This is a genomic window from Bacillus sp. cl95, from assembly GCF_900115925.1.
Lineage (GTDB): Bacteria > Bacillota > Bacilli > Bacillales > Cytobacillaceae > Neobacillus_A.
Genome location: NZ_FOYF01000004.1, coordinates 296,396 through 313,836 on the forward strand (window position 1 = coordinate 296,396; position 17,441 = coordinate 313,836).

Below are 17,441 nucleotides of genomic sequence, written 5' to 3' on the forward strand. Positions count from 1 at the left end.
CCTGGCGTGATTTGCTAAACCTACTATAATAGATTCCGCTTACAAATCTATCTCAAATAGATTACAAGTTTATTACGCACAAGAGAGTTAATTCAGAATGTTAAGAATAAATGGTAGGATAGTTTTATTATTTTTGAAAAATAATAGCTTTAATAGACTTATATAACCACAAAAAAATGACACTGGATAAACTTACCGTTTCGTTGGTGTATTTTTGATATAAAAAGAGCCAAAATATTGTACGTTTTTGGCTCTAGGTTAAACATATGATTAAACTCCTGGAAACCATCCTGGTGTATTCACGATGGCATTCCAAAGCGGTGTCGGGACGACAAGTCGTTCTTGCGCAGACTTATCGATGACCGTTTCTATCTCACTTTCATTTCCTTCTTCAATCTTTTGTACCCAATCTGGATCGATGATCAATTCTCGACCAAGCGCCAACAAAGGTACACCCGAATCAAAAGCCTTCGCTGCATCATCTGCCGTATAAATAGAGCCAACTCCGATGATGGGCACCTTATCGCCCACACGTTCTCGAAGAATTTCAATTCTTGAACGCTTATCTTCCACTCCGCGTTTCGGTTTCGACCAGAAATCCATTAGAGAAACGTGTAAATAATCGAGATTTTTCCCTGCCAAAGCGTCGACTAGTGCAAGTGTGTCTGCCATTGTGATTCCTGGTGTTTCTGGTTCTTCAGGAGAAAATCGGTAACCTACGATAAATGGATCTTTTGCATGTTCCGCAACGACTTTTTGTACTTCTTCAATGATCGCTAGCGGAAATGCCATTCTTTTTTCCAAGTTACCGCCCCACTTATCTTCCCGACGGTTTGAATGCGGTGAGAAAAATTGTTGAATCAAGTACCCGTTGGCACCATGAATTTCGACGCCGTCATATCCCGCTTCAATCGCGCGGCGTGTAGCTTTACCAAAATCATGGACAATTGATTGAACTTCATCTGCTGTCAGTTCTCTCGGTGCAGATGAACCCTTTCTTTCTGACGCAATGGCGCTTGCACTGACAACATCACCATCAACTAAATCTGGTGGACATTCCCGACCACCGTGGAAAATTTGAAGGATGGCCTTAGCGCCTTCCTTTTTAATAGAAGAAGCTAGTTTTTGCAAACTAGGAATCATTTCATCTTTATGCCCTGCAAACTCCCCCTTGAATCCCTTACCATTCGCAGTAACATATGTACAAGCTGTAATCACCATGCTAACACCTTTAGAACGGCGCACATAGTACTCGACTTCAGAATCAGATACCATCCCGTCCTCATTTGACGAAAAATTCGTCATCGGTGCCATGACAATTCTATTTTTCAATTCGATACCCTTTTCAAAGCGAAACGGTTCAAATAATGCGCTGTATTTTTGCTTCATCTTATTTCCTCCTTCGTTTTTCATATACTTAGGCGATATTTATAATTTACCCTTAACATCGTATCGTTCAACACGAACCTCATCTGCTAACATATCTTTTGTAGCGATCTTGAAATCCGCATAATGAGCAGTTTTAAAGTGAAACTCAAGAGCCGCTAGGTCTTTCCACTCTTCTACCATGACAAACTTGTTCGCCTCTAAGGTATCTTCGTAAAGGTGGTAACTATTGTTTCCTTCTTCCGCTTTGGAATGTTTCATGACATCCCTTGCATGCTCAAGGTATTGTTGACGCTGGTTTGGATTTACTTTTATAAATGCATGTAATACGATCATAATCATTTTGCCTCCCTTTCAACTCTTCAAATACTTTGAATTAAAGATATATCTCAAATATGTAAAAGGCAATTTAAATGCCTATACCTTCAGCATACCTTGCATAGAATACCCTAAAAACTGTCATCTTAAAAAGGAAAAAGGAGATGATGAAATGCCACGCGATAAGCAAGGAGTTAATGTTGAAACAACTCCCCATCCTGATGGATTAAAGGAAGGACTCATGAATGACAACTTAGGTTCTCAAATGGGCGTTATCTCAGGACCGACCGATGAATTGATTCAAGAGAAGAACCCTTATCCAATCACACCTAAGACAGATCCGGAAATGAAGGATTTCGAGGAACTCATGAGAGGAAATGTAAAGAATGATTAGGAATCTTTATGTAATAAGAGGACTCAATTTTTTTGAGTCCTCTCTTCAAATGAAATTAGTCATTTACACCTTTCACCCATTTTCCATTAACACAAAAAATCATCGATATTGATGCATCTGCGTTCCAATTGGGGTTACACTTTCGATAAAAGTAATATCTTCTTCCGATGCAGTTGGGACAAAGAATTCAGTTCCCCAATGTCCTGAATGAAAAACTTGCGTCAGCCCTTTATCCAAGTTAACAGTGAACCATTTTAACTTTCCATCGTCATTAAGATGGTTATTCAACAGGTAAGACTTTAGTTCATCGCTCTTTACGGCTTTAAATATAGTAAGATTCTCTTCTGCAACTATCTCAAATGATTCTTTATAAAGAGTTTGCATTTCTTCAATTGTTTCTATTTCCTCATTCCAACAATGAATTTCTAATGTATTCGCTTTATCCAAGAAGAAACTTAAAAGCGGAAACCAATAACTATAACCTCCACCTATAGGCATCGGAAAACTTGAATGATCCTTCGTATAGTTTGGGATATGGAAAACTAACTGAAATAGCATAATACCCTACTCCCTTATTCCTTAATCTGTCTATCATTCTATAAAGATATCACCATTACCTGCCAGGTTTTCTTAAAATAAGGCTCTGTTAATGTTTAGTGTTGTTTTTTTATAAGTGAGTATGGGGAATCCACTCCCTTTTCTGCGGACGAACTGGCAAGCCTCCTCGCTCGTTCCTCACTGCGGGGTCTTTCCAGCCCGTTTTTCCGCAGGAGTCTCGCGGATTCCCTCCCATAAAATAATCAACAGTTTCGTTTAACAGAGCCTAAAATAAAGGCATGGTGAACTCAATCAAGAAGAATTTGTCCATTTACAGGGAAGCAAGAGACTGGAACGGAAATCAACAGGCAAGCATAACAGAGGCTCCAAAATAGATTAATTCCACATAAAATTTAAAAAGACCACTTCTTCCGCGACTCTCTTTTCATGTGTAATTGCTTTTAGTGATTTTTTCTTGTATACCCCAAATACCTTGTTCCTTGGAATTGCAGATCACCTTTGTCTCCTTCTACTAGTTGCCCATATTCATCTCCTCTTACTTGAAGTTCCAATCGGTCACCACTTTCAAATTCAAATGTCACATAATAAGAGTTATGCGCATTTGTTTCACCGCCCCCATGTATGCTTGTTCTTTTTGTTACTACCTTGGCTGCAGTGTTAATTCTAGGTTGGGTGTTATTGTGGTTCCACGTAGAAATACTTTTAACAATCAGCGTAATAATGACTCCGAAAAATACAACAAAGAATATCCCCATCAAAATGGGCATTACTTGAAACATGAAATCTCCCTGAGTTTCTAACATTCAACCACCCCTAATCAATATCTCCTAAATAAAAACGTTTACCTATAATTATAAAAGTACTTTCGTAAACACCTCCACTGAATTTTCCTATTTATGTAATTATTCTACGTTAATCTATTCCTAAAGGATTCAAAATTCAACTTTTTTATCATAATAAAGCCGAGTTCAATCTTTATTGACTATTTAGTCCCATCGTTCTATGCTTATCTACAGAAAACGTGGTTCGTAACCATCCCACGCAAAAAAACTAGGAGGTTCATATGAAAGTCAAAACACTTGCCGTCAACGGTATCGTGGCTGCTTTATACATAGCAGTCTCTGCAATAATTCAGCCGTTTGGATTCACAAACGTGCAGTTCCGAGTGTCAGAGATTTTCAATCATTTGATTGTTCTTAATAAGAAATATTTCTTCGGGATTATCCTTGGAGTATTTTTAACAAATCTCTTCTTCTCACCGATAGTCGCTTACGATCTTGTATTCGGTGTTGGTCAATCTGTGATTGCATTACTGATCACAATGACAACTGCCCGCTACATCAAAAGTATTTGGATACGAATGGCTGTTAACACAAGCGTATTTACCATCACCATGTTCTTAATCGCATGGGAATTGAATTTAGCGTTTAGACTTCCTTTCCTATTTACGTGGCTGACAGTTGCCATAGGCGAGTTTGTTGTACTAGCTGTCGGAGCTCCGCTCATGTATGCCATCAACAAGCGCGTTAATTTTGAAAAGGTCGTAGAGTAATAAGATTAGGGCTGACTTATACATGGGTTAGCCCTATTTTTACGTCCAAATCTTTTATAAATCAGCATAGCTTTACCCAATCTACATTTGTATAATGATACTAATACCCCATTGATTTAAAGGAGAATAGCCATGATTCGTATCCGTGAAGCAGTCATAACCGATCTACCCACCATGCTGAAAATTTATAATTACGCCATCTTAAATTTAAACGCGACATTCGATTTGGTAGAGCAAACGCTTGAAGAACGCACGAGTTGGTTTAATAAATACGGCGGAAAACGTCCTCTTATCGTCGCAGAATTAGAGGGAGAAGTCGTTGGCTACAGTTGCCTTTCCATGTTCCGGGAAAAAGCTGCTTACGATGGCACGGTGGAAATTTCCGTTTACCTTTCACCAGAACATCAAGGAAAAGGAATCGGAAAATCATTAATGACAGAAATTTTGAAGCGGGCTCGCGAAATTGGCTATCACGCCATCATTGCAGGCATTACGACTGGAAACGATAGCAGCGTGAAACTTCATGAGAAGTTCGGATTCGAGTTCGTCGGAAGATTTAAAGACGTCGGCTTTAAATTCGACCAATGGCAAAGTGTAGACTTTTATCAATTAATCCTACATGACGAATAAAATAACCGTTGGCGACTGCCAACGGTTTTACTTTTGAAGTACGATTCCACGATTATCAAGGACACCTACCAGCCCTTGTTCAAAATCTTGGATGGCTTTTTCCCTCCACTTTTCTTCCGAAGGATAAAACATTTCTCGATAGCGGTTTTTCACGATTTTCTCCGTTGTTTTACTGGAAGCACCTTGCCAAAAGAGGCGGTTTTCGTCAATCGTATTTTTTAAGGATAAAATGGAAGCGAGGGTGCTATTTCCTAGTGTTCCAAACTCAAAAGTCGTGGAGTACAATTTCTTTTCAGAAGACTTGGCTAATTGATTCAAATACTCTGTATTATCACCATTTGTAACGTAAAATTCATCTGAATCAGGCGTAAAAACAAGCGGATAATCAAATGCCTTTTTCGCTTCTGTTTCGCTCATTTTCTCACTAGCTGATGAAAAGATACTCATTTGATATTTAGGTCCGTAGCCCGTATGAAGATCGATATGAACGATATTTTCATAATCACTGTTTAGAACATCTTCATAAATAGATTTTAGCTTTATCGTAGACTTCTCATCCTTATTACCTCCATAATAAACGCCTTCGGGATGTGTAAACTGACCAGCAAGCAACGCATTCTCGATTTTACCTGTACCTGATGTAAAAGCCTCTTTGCCAAGTCTCCCTAGAAAACCTAGTTCATGTAAGGTGATGTTACCCAATGGCTTTTCCTTTTCAAAAAAACCATTAAGCTCCTTGTAATCTTCATTCACTTCAAGGGAAAATGCTCCCCAATCCGTAATAAAATTCCTATTTAAATCTACATTATTTTCATTATACCTACGGAGCTTCTCCATCCCCCATGGATTCACGGCATGAACGAGCACAACCCCAGTGTTATCCGGATTTATTCTATCGGAGATTTCCTCCTTAAAATAGTCCATCATCGCTGACCCAACATAACCTTCAATGCCATGGACTCCTGAAGTGATAACAATCAAATTCTTCTTGCTCACATTAGCATTCAACCACAAAACATCAGTCGTTAAGTCCCCCTTATCAATCTCATAAGTCATATGATGAACAGTTTCCCACCTCTTCTGAAAATCATCTTCATACGTCATAAAACGCTTTTTAGATTGTTCATACGTTTTTGGATAGTGAAGGTTTTCTTCTTCCTTTTGCGAAGGTGAAGATATTGACAATAAAATGAGCGGAACGATCCAATATGTACACATCAATACAATAGCAACGGCCATCAAAGCCTTAATCCCCTTCATAAAGAAGTCTCCCTTATTAGCAATTTATCTTATACTATTTCGACATATTGGGAGACAGACCTGCTGGATACAAAAAAACGGTGCAAGGCTGAATCAACCTATGCACCGTTTCATCACATTTTAGGAGAATGCTGTTTTCGCATTGATAGTTGCTTTTCATATGGTACTTTCACACCGCATTCTTTATGACTTCGTGGCTCTTTTCAAGAAGTTCCTGAACCAAGAATTCATAAAGAATCGTAAAAATCCAGAAGCCGATTTTTACTTATAAGTGTGAACGAAACAAAGTTTACGAAAAGAGCCTAGGTGAAAGAAATAATTTCTCCATTTGATCAGCTGGCACCGGCTTACTATAATAGTATCCTTGACCAACCCAACAACCATGTTCTTTTAGGAATTCTACTTGTGCTTCACTTTCAATTCCTTCTGCAATTACTTTAAATTGCAGATTATTTCCCATATCAATGATCGTCTTGACCATCGCACCTTTGCTAGAATGCTGTGTTATGTCATCCACAAAAGACTTATCAATTTTTATATTATCAATTGGCAAGTGTTTCAAGTAACTGAGTGACGAATACCCTGTCCCAAAATCGTCTATCGACCATTTCACGCCTATGTCTTTCAATTCATTTAAGATAATCACTGAACGATCGATGTTTTGCATAATACTTTCCGTGATTTCAAGTTCGAGGTAACAAGGAGGAAGCTTGGTTTCTCTTAACACTTCTTTTATGGTATCAACGAACGAATCTTCCTGGAGCTGTCGGACCGAAATATTGACGGCAATCGGAACAGGCAGATGCCCCTGATCTTGCCATGCCTTGTTTTGAGAACAAGCTTCTTTCAACACCCATTTTCCAATTGGAACAATAAGTCCTGTTTCCTCTGCCAGGGGAATAAATTCACCAGGTGAAATATAGCCACGCTCAGGATGTTTCCAACGGATTAAGGCTTCCATTCCAGTGATTTTCCCCGTTTCCAACTCTACCTGTGGTTGATAATGTAAGATAAACTGCTTTTGCTCAAGACCTTTTCTCAAGCCATTTTCTAACTCCATTTTCTTCGAAGATAGCCCTTTGAGTTTTTCCGTATAGAACTGATAATTGTTCTTTCCACGCTCTTTCGCTAAATACATAGCCGTATCTGCATGTTTGATTAAGGTTTCTTCATCCCGACCATCAAATGGAGCGAGACTGATACCGATACTCGTTGTAATGAAGAATTCTTCCTCATTCACTTCAAAACCGCTAACAAACTCTTTTAGTATTCTCTCAGCCACTTCTGACGCTTTAGTCTTATCCGCATCTTCCAACAGAATGATAAATTCGTCTCCACCTTGACGCGAAACGAGACCATCATCTTGAACGGCATTTTTCAAACGCTTTGCCACAATGTGCAGCAGATGGTCTCCAGTCGTATGCCCTTTTGTATCATTAATAATTTTAAAACGATCAAGATCCAGGAACAACACGGCTAGAGAAGATCCAACATTATCCATCAAGGCATCATTTAAATGTTTCCTAAACATATTCCGATTCGGAAGACCCGTTAAGGTGTCATAATACGCCATATATTTAATTGTCTTTTCAGCCTTTTTACGCTGAGAAATATCACGGCCGACAATTTGTTTCGCCATCCTTCCTTCATAATGAATAGGCATTGCTGACATCTCGAGATTCATTCTTTGACCATCGAGTCTTACTGTCTGAAATTCCACCCTTAATTTCTCTTCATAGTCATTGCCCATCGTCAATTCACGGTTCTTAATTTCAGTCAAAACCGATGGTGGAATCAATTTAGATATCGGCTGGCCGATCAGCTGCTCTGGGCTTTCTGCACGAAACAACTTACTGCCGGTTTCATTTATGTAGTCAATCTTTCCTCTGCTATACACGGCTATAATGTCCGGAGACATTTCTACAAGTGTTTGATAGCGATCTTCACTTTCTTTACGGTCCGTAATATCAAAAAGGACGCTGCTGAAATCAACAAGATCCCCTTTTTCATCAAGTGTGGGAATCCCGCGGTCTTGAATCCAACGCACTTCACCATCCGGTCGGATAATCCGATATACACTCGTTACAGCATTACCCTTTACAAAATTCGCTTCCCTTTCAGCCAAGACATGTACATCATCAGGATGAATCACTTTTCTCCAAAGAGTATTATCACTATAAAAGTCTCCTAAAGAATATCCATACAACTTTTCAATGCCTTGAGTAATGAGCAAAACATCCGTCTTTAAATCGTGTGACCAGATGGCCACATCAAGCGTTTCAAAGATATTCCTTAACCTTTTTCGATTCTTTTGCAGTTCATATGCAGTTCGGTTTATTCCTTTAAACATCCTGTAAATAAATAAACCCGTAACCAGCATAATGACAATATCTACTGTAAAAGCTATGACTCCTCTTTGCAGGAAATGAAAAGAGAAAATTTCATCTATTAGTTCGGCGATAAATATAAAAGCAATAATTAGCAGACCTATTTCGTTTAAACACATTATCTGATTTTACCATCAGGCAGTATCCCCCAAGAAGCCTTTATATTAAGAAAATTGTTATATCTTTACAATATCAAAAAAACTACTAAATGCACAACTTGCTTTCGACAGGAAAAAGGACAAATTGTCGTACATATGCATAAATGAAAGCTGTTTTCGCATTGATTGTTGCTTTTACGTATAAAGACCAACACGTTTAGATTCTTATTTGGTGCTCTTTTCCTCACAATAAAATTTTAAACGCTAATTTCCTTAATGGTTTTAGCATAAGACAAAGCCCTCCAACCGAAAAGAGCCTAAATAAGAGACAGTTTGTTTAAAAGGAGGTGAGGTTGGTGCTTTTCGAACAACAAAAACCCGTTTTCATTGCCATTCACGTCAGGAAAATCAAGAAATTTGTCGCTTGGGATCTCGTCGGGGGAAGCGCCATTTACTTCGGATTAGGAACTTTTCAAAGCGACCTCATTGCTTATGGTGCTTCTGCCCTTACAGTTGAAAGCGTAAATCAATGCTTAAAAAGAACACGAATGTGGCGAAGATGGGTAAAGGAAACCGCTTAATCGTGCTCTGACAACTGCATACATGGTTGTCCCCCCAGATACAGGGGGTATTTTTATGGTCAATTTTCTTTTCAGCTCGCATATTTCTTACCTTTTCTCATCATGAATAAAAATCTCTACCAAGGCACCGTCCACTAATTACCTAGAACGAATATTTTTACAATATTCGACCTTTTCTATTATAATGAGAAGAGCATCAAAAATACATATTTGAGGTCACATATATGCTTGAGACTTTTAAAGTGTTGATTGTAGATTTATTTTTTATCTTAGTCGTCTCCATATTTACTGAAATCATCGTGGACAAAAAGAACCTCTCAAAAAATAAGCGGACGTATGTGTATTCTTTAACATACTCAATCGCACTTCTACTTAATATGATTTTTTACGTGAGGATTAACCAAGAGTTTCAAGTGGACCTTCGCCATACAGCATTGGTTATAGCCGGATTATACGGAGGTGTTCGCTGCCTTCCACCCATGCTGATTTTACTTACTATTTATATAGGGATCATGTATCCATTAGAAGCATATGCAAATGCGTTGGCCATGATTGTTGAAGTATTGGCCATAGCTTTTTTGACGAAATATTATCATAACTGGAGATTGCGAAAAAAGCTGATAAGCCTTGGGCTTGCAACCTTTATCAATGGCTTGTTTATCATGAAGACCGTAGAATATTTCTTCTCCTTTACCACAGGCTACGACCTTCTGATCATTTCTTTTTATTCAGCCAGCCTCATGAGCATTGTGTTCATGCTCGAATGGGTGCGAAACTCCAATGCCATTCATGAAAGGGTTCAACGTGCTGAAAAGCTCGAACTGGTTAGCCACCTTGCAGCGTCTATTTCGCATGAAGTGCGCAACCCTTTAACCGTTACTAGAGGTTTTTTGCAAATACTTGAAAGAGAAGATTTTACTCCAGAAAAAAAGAAGGAGTTTTTCTCCCTTGCTAAGTCAGAACTTGATCGCGCTGAATCGATTATTAGAGACTATTTAACATTTGCAAAACCGTATTCTAATAAGACGGAACCGCTACTATTAAAAAATGAAATTAATCACGTCATTGAAATTATCAGTCCTTTAGCAAATATGAATTCCGTTTCAATCCATACTGATGTAAAAGAAGAAACGATTGTTGGAGAAATGCAGCTTTTCCATCAATGTCTACTCAATATATTGAAAAACGGCATAGAAGCCATGGACTCTACTGGCGGCACTCTAAGGGTTGAAACAGTCATAAAAGATTATTCAGTTGATGTTCTCATTTCCGATACAGGCATTGGCATGACAGATGCTCAGATCAAGCGCCTTGGAGAACCATATTTCTCAACTAGAGGAAAAAATGGTACCGGCCTTGGCATGATGGTCGTTTACAGCATCGTCCAATCAATGAAGGGAAAAATCACCGTGAAGAGTCAAGTTGGAGAAGGTACAACATTCATCCTTTCATTCCCTAAAGCATCTTAGAAGGCGTTCATTCTATGGACGCCTTTTTTTATTTGGCTATGTTAAAGCTCATGGTTGATTTTTGAAAAGCTTCTTCATCATTCGTCCCCTGGAAAGCAAGCCATTGGAGATCAACACGCAAGTTTAACAGAGCCTTTTATTTAAATCGTATTCCTTTTTCTTTCTAATAAATTCAATTCTTTCCATTATCCCCTGCATCTTTCTTAACTCAGACTTCATATTTTCCTTACCATTAAACATCCTAATCATAATGAGCTATCTCTTTCGTATTTATTTCTAACCATATTCCATTGTTTCCACGTTTTCACAATTGACAACTTGTTAATATGGTCATTATAATAAACAATGTTAAAAGTTAAGTATGTTAACTATTTATCAAATTAACTAAGTGGAGGAAACATGGAAAGACTTGAGCTTGAAAAACAGTTTGCCACTGGCTTTCGAAAACTAACAAAAATGTCTCGATCAGAATTCTTACAAATTCTCGACCAGTATATTCCTTTTAACGAATTCTTAATTCTTAAAATCTTGGCTAACCAAGACCACTCAATGGTTTCTCAAATAGCCGAGAGACTTGAGGTCACAAACAGTCATGTAACGGCAGCAAGTGAAAAGCTTGTTAACAAAGGATTTATCGTTCGCACCAGAAGTGAACAGGATCGTCGAATCGTTTATCTTTCCATAACTGAAGATGGTAAAAACCTTGTGCAAAAAATGGAGAACATCATTCAGGAATACTTCAAAAGAAAGTTGCAGGGCTTAAAAGATGAAGAAATCCTTTTAGGGATTCAAATTTTCAATAAAATATTAGGCATCAATTAGGAGGGCTTCAATGGAACACCTTAGTCATAAAGAAAAAATTGCGATTATGATCGCCATTATTGCTGCAATGTTTTTTGCGGCAGTAAACCAAACAATCGTAGGGAACGCCTTGCCGAAAATCGTTTCGGAATTAGGTGGCCTTGATTATTATAGTTGGGTATTTACGATTTATATGCTAACCAGTTCTATCACAACGATCCTAGCAGGAAAGTTATCCGATATTTACGGACGGAAACCATTCATCATCATCGGAATTATCATATTTTCAATCGGTGCACTACTTGCTGGTACATCAAAAGATATTTTTCAATTAATTGCATACCGTGGTTTTCAGGGATTAGGGGCTGGCTTAATCATGTCTGCAGCTTTTACAGCAGTCGGCGATTTATTTGCACCCCGTGAACGCGGAAAATGGCAAGGAGCCATGAGTGCTGTATTCGGCGTATCCAGTGTATTCGGTCCTACCCTTGGTGGATACATCGTTGATAACCTTGAATGGAAATGGGTTTTCTGGGTGTTCCTTCCCCTTGGAATCGTTGCACTTGTGCTCATTTCAAAACTTTATCCAAGTAAACAAAAGAGCCAAGGCGAAAAAGTTGATTACATTGGATCACTCTTTTTAACTAGCACGATTGTTTTCACGTTACTCGGCTTCTCATGGGCTGGAACAAAGTACGATTGGGACTCAACACAAATCATCGGATTATTTGGAGCGGCTATCGTTTCTCTCATGATTTTCATTTTTGTGGAGCGTAAAGCTACAAGCCCAATACTGCCACTTTTCTTATTCAAAAATGGAATCTTTACAATATCTAATGTAATAGGATTCGTCATTGGTGTATCCATGTTCGGTGGTGTTATGTATGTTCCTTACTTTATCCAAGGTGTACTTGGCTACTCTGCAACACACTCAAGCTTCCTAACGATGTCCATGACATTAGGACTCGTTTTTGCTAGTGCCATTGGCGGTCAAATCATCACAAAAACAGGAAAGTATAAGATTCAGGCTATCATTGGTTTATGTATCTCAACCTTGGGATTATTCCTGCTTTCAACGATGGATAAAGAAACATCACAATACCTACTTGTTTTCTATATGGTATTGGTCGGTTTTGGTCTTGGAATTGGGATGACTGTTTTCACACTAACTGTTCAAAATGCTGTAGATCAGAAATACTTGGGAGTAGCTACTGCCTCTTCACAACTATTCCGTTCTGTCGGTGGAACCGTAGGTGTTGCCATCATGGGCACAGTTCTTAATTCTCGAATGAAGGAAAAAATGATTGAGCTTACACAACATGCAAAATCAAGTAACGCTGCTGTTCCACCTGAAGTAGCTGGGAAATTAGAAGCACTTAAGAACCCGCAACTCTTGTTGAATCATGAAAAATTGCATGAAATTAAGGCTACGCTTCCTGCCGAAATCGTGCCATTATTCGATAAGATGTTTGCTTTCTTACAAGATGCATTAACATTCGCTCTCTCTGGGGTATTTATCTTTGTGACATTTACAATGCTGGTAGCAGTTGTTCTCACGTTTTTCCTTAAGGAAGTTCCTCTAAGAAGCGCTGCAGAACGTGTAGCAAAAAGTAAAGTTAGTTAATTGAATTAGCCTGTTTTCGTAAACTTTGTTGTTATTAGATTGTAGTGGTTGATTTCCGCTCCAGGATGCTCGCTTTCCGCGGGGCGTGCGGTGAGCCTCCTCGGCGCATTTGCGCCTGTGGGGTCTCACCTGACCCGCTAATCCCGCAGGACATTGGTTGACTTCCTCGAATAAACCCACGCACGAAGGAAAGGCGGTAGCCTTTTCGAGGAGTCTCGCACCTTCCACTCCAATCAACTTCATTATTGGCTTGCTTTCACAAAACTTATTTTTTCAAAAAAATATTTTTAAAAAGAGCCTTAAAATACAACACTTAAAACACCTCCCATGCCACTTTTGGCTGGGTGGTGTTTTTATTTTTTCAAATAGGCTGAATGCCACGAGTTGGAAATCAACAGGCAAATTCAACATTGTCCTTAAATAATATCCCCTTAATTAGGGAAGGATGGTAAAAGAGTTTATTAATCGATCACTCGAAAATGAGGGATGATCATTGTCATGAAAAACAACCAAATTACTGCCTTTCAATTTGGAATTCTAGTCTTTCTTTTCTCGGTAGGAACTTCCATTTTAATCACACCATCCCTACTTGCAAAAGGAGCCCAACAAAGTGCCTGGGTTCCAGCTCTATTAGGTATTTCAGGTGGATTCGCACTGGTCCTATTATATAATTTGATTGGGTCAAAGATGGGCTCTCTTACTTTCTTTGAATATTGTGAAAAAGTATTAGGTCGATGGTTAGGAAGGTGCATCGTGTTGCTGTATACTTTCTTTGCCTTTATCACAGCTTCCATTCTTCTCTGGATACAAGGAAACTTCCTGATGACTCAAATTTATACAGAAACACCTGCTGCTTTTCTTCAAGGATTATTTGCCATCACCGTATTGATTGCCATTAATTTCGGAATTCAAGCTGTCGCAAGAAGTTCGGAAATTTTCATACCGTGGGTTCTTTTACTGCTATCATTTATGATTTTCACGCTAATACCACAATATGAGGGAAAAAAACTACTTCCTCTTTTGGATTTTAATTGGACGCCTACAATCAGTGCTTCTTTATCCTACATAAGTGTAGTCTCATCTCCTCTTGTTTTGCTGCTAACTATTTTTCCAAATGTTAAGGACTTGAAGGGCGCCAAAAGAGGAATGTGGTTAGGAAACCTGTTGGGAGGAATTGTCTTATTAACGATTTCATTAATGACGGTTTCCATCTTAGGGGCAGACTTGACACAAAATCAAACTTTCCCTACTTATATTGTTGCTAAGAAGATTAACATAGGGGCCTTTTTAACACGTATTGAAGTCGTGTTGGCATTTATATGGATTATTACCATTTTCTACAAAACTCATTTGTACTATTATGCAGCTATCGAAGGCTTTTCCCATGCTTTTAAAATTAAGAATATTAAAAGTCTCAGTACTCCGCTCACATTCTTATTAGGAGCGCTTTCTATCAATATCTATCCCAATACGCCCTACATGATGGAATGGAATGTAAAAACATGGATTCCTTTTTCACTTACCTTTGGACTTGCGTTTCCACTCTTACTGCTTGTCGTAGGTCTATTTAGGAAACAAAAATAACGTTGGAGGTAGAGGGGTATTTAATGGAAGAACTACCTTAACTACATAAACTAACGGTGGTTGTGGGCCATTTAACGGCGGTTTCGAGAACTTTAACGGCGGTTAAATACTAGTTATCGAGTTTCCGACAGTTTTCGACTCCCAGATTACCTGTATAGGTATAAAAACTAACTAAAGAAAGCAGCAAATATTTGCTGCTTTCTAATACTTTTAGTTGCTCCATTTCAGATACAAGGATATGATTCCAATCATTTCCCCGCTATAACAGAATTCGTCCCTAGCACGAGCCCGTTACTTATCTCAATCTCACCATAAGATAGACCTTCTAGTTCTCTCCAAACCACCTCTCGTTCCTGATCACTTTGCGGTACGATTTGATCGCGTACAATTCGATACGGCGAAAAACTCAAGGTGATATCCCCATCTTGAATATCCAAGTGCAACAGTCCTGTTTGTGCCTTATCCCCTTTTACGTAATCTGGGAATAAGAAATTTCCGATTGAATAGGCAATCGGCTTTCCATTATAGTACTCAAACCCTTGTAGCACATGTGGATGACTGCCGATAATTCCGTCTGCACCAGAATCAATCATCTGACGAGCCCAGTCCCTTTGAAAAGGCTCAGGCTTACGGCTCTTCTCGACACCCCAGTGAATGTAAACAAACACATAATCTGCATCCTGTTTTTCTTTTCTTATGTTGCGTTTCATCAATTCTAATTCATAACCATTCGCTAATCCTGGTTTAGCCTCACCGGCCACCCAACTGAAATCGGGCAGCACTTTTGAAAAAGCCATAATCTTAACCTTTTTCCCCTTGATATTATAGGACTTCGCAGCATATGCTTGCTCACTCGTGAGACCGCCGCCAACGAAATCCAACTGACTATCTTCCAGTGCTTCCACTGTATCTCGAAAACCAGTCATTCCGTAATCAAACGAATGATTATTTGCTAGCGACACTAGCCCAAAACCAGCGTCCTTTAACCCAGCTAAAGAAAACTTATCCGACTTGAAATTATATTCCTTTGTGTACTTTCCAGCTGTATCCGTTACCGCCGTCTCCAAGTTCACTATGCCTAGATCACTAGCTGACAACTCTGTCTTCACATGAACAAAAGGATATCCCGCTCCCTTTATCCGTACCGTCTCCTTCACCGACCAATCCATCATTGCATCACCGGCAAAAGTTAGTCTGATTGGCTCAGAAACAGGCTCCTCAGCAAAACCTTTATGTACAAACCCCACTTTACCCCCAACAGCGACTCGGAACCATTCACCTCTCTCCTCTAAGAAACGGACGATTCCCTCTTTTTGAAAAAGAACGAGCGAATCTGCAGAAAGCGATGGCTGTTCAAACACAGATGCATTCGGAAGTAGTTTCAAATACTTAAGGTACGAGTCCTTCTGTTCAACGGTTTTCACCTTTCCATAAACGGGGATGGTATTGCTTTTCCATACTTGGCCCCTTTGCATTCCAAAGGAAACAAAATGCCAAAACCGATCTTCACCCGTTCTCACCCAAACTTGATTCGCCCTTAACTTTCCTATCTCGACTAGCTCGCCCGTAGCAGAATAGACTGGTACGTCCTCAGTCGTCATGAACTGCTTCACAGTCGAAGGAAAATAATGTGTCTTAGGAAGTGTGTTTTTCGTCTTCTTCCTATCTGCAAACATATTCTTCAGTTTAAGGATTGCATCCCCATACACATTCCCTTTTAGGGACAAGAAAACAGCCTTGCCAATAATAGGTGGACTAGCTTCTACTCCACTAAAAGCCGTTTTTAAAAGATTTATATCACGGTACCAAATGAGGGCTGTTTTAAGTCCTCCACTTTTCACATAATGACTATCCTTTACAAGGCTGTCCTCCTTGATTTTCTCAAGTCGACCACCCGTCAGTTTTGACAAGACATAATATGGTTTCGTTTGCGCTTTATGGTGTTTATGAACAATGGCTGCAATATCAGCAATGACTTGCTGTGAATTTTCATAAGGAAGTCCACTAGTTGTCACGGCCAGCGTATACGGCTGATCGTCAAACACGATGGCAATGTCATTGTAGATAAGATTCATCGGAATCATCCCAACCTTGTGGGCCACTTCAACATCTTTGATTCCTTTTGGAATCGTCGTATTGTAAACTGTATTTTTTAAATAACCGACAAGTCTTGCTCCAATAGGGCTACTTTTTGAAAAATGATATAGCTCGGCAGCATAAAGACTTAAATCGTAGGCAGACGTCACATTGCGTCCTCCGGGATATGTATATTGACCACCGATTTTCTTCATAAAAGCAACAAAATCCTGAGTACCCACGTATTCTTTTAACATGATGAATGCGATATTATCACTGTGAATCATGGCTTTCTCGATTAGTTGTTCTATTGTATAGCGTGAACCAACTGCCTCATATTGTATGACACCACTGCCACCATAATAATGGCGCTTTTGATACGTCAACTGTTGAGTTAAATCAATTTTTCCTTCATCAGCCAATTTCATTACAAACAGCGCTAATGGTAGCTTTATCGTGCTTGCTGCAGCTACTAGCATTCGATCATTGAATTTGTAATGATCTTCTGTCTCTAAACTTTGATAGTTGACTGTAATCGTTCCACCCGATGCTTTTATATAACTATTAACCTCTTCCTCAAGCGTTTTCTCTGTATCGGCTTGAGCTATACTGACTGTAGTCCCCCCTAGAACAAACATCATCGTCAGAAAAAAACAAACAAGGCTTCTTCCTTTAATCAATCTCACATTCCCTCCCCGGCTTGTACCCTTTTAGTTTAAAAGG

Annotated in this window: 15 protein-coding genes and 1 riboswitch; of the genes, 8 read left to right on the forward strand and 7 right to left on the reverse strand. The window is 39.1% G+C overall.

From position 1 onward, the window contains the following. Positions 1–270: 270 nt before the first annotated feature. Both BMZ31_RS13525 and BMZ31_RS13530 read right to left on the reverse strand, forming a co-directional pair. Positions 271–1,389, reverse strand: a complete 1,119-nt coding sequence (locus BMZ31_RS13525) for an NADH-dependent flavin oxidoreductase (protein WP_090832283.1) — start codon at positions 1,387–1,389, stop codon at positions 271–273. 39 nt (positions 1,390–1,428) lie between these two features. Then, on the reverse strand, positions 1,429–1,722 hold the full coding sequence (locus BMZ31_RS13530; RefSeq protein ID WP_175478109.1) for a putative quinol monooxygenase: 294 nt from the start codon (positions 1,720–1,722) through the stop codon (positions 1,429–1,431). A 154-nt stretch (positions 1,723–1,876) separates the two neighbouring features. Between BMZ31_RS13530 and BMZ31_RS13535 the strand changes: the two genes are divergently transcribed. Next, a complete protein-coding gene (locus BMZ31_RS13535; protein WP_090832285.1) occupies positions 1,877–2,098 on the forward strand; it encodes a hypothetical protein in 222 nt (73 codons plus the stop codon). Between the two features lie 99 nt (positions 2,099–2,197). Here the strand turns inward: BMZ31_RS13535 and BMZ31_RS13540 are convergent, their stop codons facing one another. Both BMZ31_RS13540 and BMZ31_RS13545 read right to left on the reverse strand, forming a co-directional pair. Beyond that, on the reverse strand, positions 2,198–2,656 hold the full coding sequence (locus BMZ31_RS13540) for a hypothetical protein (RefSeq protein WP_090832286.1): 459 nt from the start codon (positions 2,654–2,656) through the stop codon (positions 2,198–2,200). Between the two features lie 440 nt (positions 2,657–3,096). Further along, complete coding sequence (locus BMZ31_RS13545) at positions 3,097–3,459, reverse strand: DUF2500 domain-containing protein (RefSeq protein WP_090832287.1); 363 nt, start codon at positions 3,457–3,459, stop codon at positions 3,097–3,099. A 212-nt stretch (positions 3,460–3,671) separates the two neighbouring features. Beyond that, positions 3,672–3,716, forward strand: a riboswitch (PreQ1 riboswitch). Positions 3,717–3,719: 3 nt separating this feature from the next. On the opposite strand from BMZ31_RS13545, the gene BMZ31_RS13550 reads away from it, so the two are divergent. Together BMZ31_RS13550 and BMZ31_RS13555 are read left to right on the forward strand one after the other, a co-directional pair. Then, positions 3,720–4,208 (forward strand): QueT transporter family protein, encoded by a 489-nt coding sequence (locus BMZ31_RS13550; RefSeq protein ID WP_090832288.1) that lies wholly within the window; start codon positions 3,720–3,722, stop codon positions 4,206–4,208. A gap of 132 nt (positions 4,209–4,340) precedes the next feature. Beyond that, positions 4,341–4,838 (forward strand): GNAT family N-acetyltransferase, encoded by a 498-nt coding sequence (locus BMZ31_RS13555; RefSeq protein WP_090832289.1) that lies wholly within the window; start codon positions 4,341–4,343, stop codon positions 4,836–4,838. A gap of 27 nt (positions 4,839–4,865) precedes the next feature. On the opposite strand, the gene BMZ31_RS13560 is transcribed toward BMZ31_RS13555, so the two are convergent. Both BMZ31_RS13560 and BMZ31_RS13565 read right to left on the reverse strand, forming a co-directional pair. After that, positions 4,866–6,098, reverse strand: a complete 1,233-nt coding sequence (locus BMZ31_RS13560) for a M14 family metallopeptidase (RefSeq protein ID WP_090832290.1) — start codon at positions 6,096–6,098, stop codon at positions 4,866–4,868. A gap of 289 nt (positions 6,099–6,387) precedes the next feature. Next, complete coding sequence (locus BMZ31_RS13565) at positions 6,388–8,604, reverse strand: sensor domain-containing protein (protein ID WP_090832291.1); 2,217 nt, start codon at positions 8,602–8,604, stop codon at positions 6,388–6,390. Positions 8,605–8,939: 335 nt separating this feature from the next. Here BMZ31_RS13565 and BMZ31_RS13570 point away from each other — a divergent pair, with 335 nt between their 5' ends. From BMZ31_RS13570 to BMZ31_RS13595, 5 genes are all read left to right on the forward strand, one after another. Then, the gene (locus BMZ31_RS13570) at positions 8,940–9,164 is read left to right on the forward strand and encodes a hypothetical protein (protein WP_090832292.1); all 225 of its coding nucleotides are present in this window, start codon (positions 8,940–8,942) and stop codon (positions 9,162–9,164) included. 224 nt (positions 9,165–9,388) lie between these two features. After that, complete coding sequence (locus BMZ31_RS13575) at positions 9,389–10,633, forward strand: ATP-binding protein (RefSeq protein WP_090832293.1); 1,245 nt, start codon at positions 9,389–9,391, stop codon at positions 10,631–10,633. A gap of 399 nt (positions 10,634–11,032) precedes the next feature. Then, entirely contained in the window at positions 11,033–11,455 is a 423-nt protein-coding gene (locus BMZ31_RS13580) for a MarR family winged helix-turn-helix transcriptional regulator (protein WP_090832294.1), read from the forward strand. Between the two features lie 10 nt (positions 11,456–11,465). Then, positions 11,466–13,058 (forward strand): MDR family MFS transporter, encoded by a 1,593-nt coding sequence (locus BMZ31_RS13585; protein WP_090832296.1) that lies wholly within the window; start codon positions 11,466–11,468, stop codon positions 13,056–13,058. 498 nt (positions 13,059–13,556) lie between these two features. Continuing rightward, positions 13,557–14,642: a GerAB/ArcD/ProY family transporter gene (locus BMZ31_RS13595; RefSeq protein ID WP_175478110.1), complete on the forward strand. Its 1,086-nt coding sequence runs from the start codon at positions 13,557–13,559 to the stop codon at positions 14,640–14,642. Positions 14,643–14,890: 248 nt separating this feature from the next. On the opposite strand, the gene BMZ31_RS13600 is transcribed toward BMZ31_RS13595, so the two are convergent. Then, positions 14,891–17,404, reverse strand: coding sequence for a CapA family protein (locus BMZ31_RS13600; protein ID WP_139205951.1), 2,514 nt, complete (start codon positions 17,402–17,404; stop codon positions 14,891–14,893). Positions 17,405–17,441: the final 37 nt, after the last annotated feature.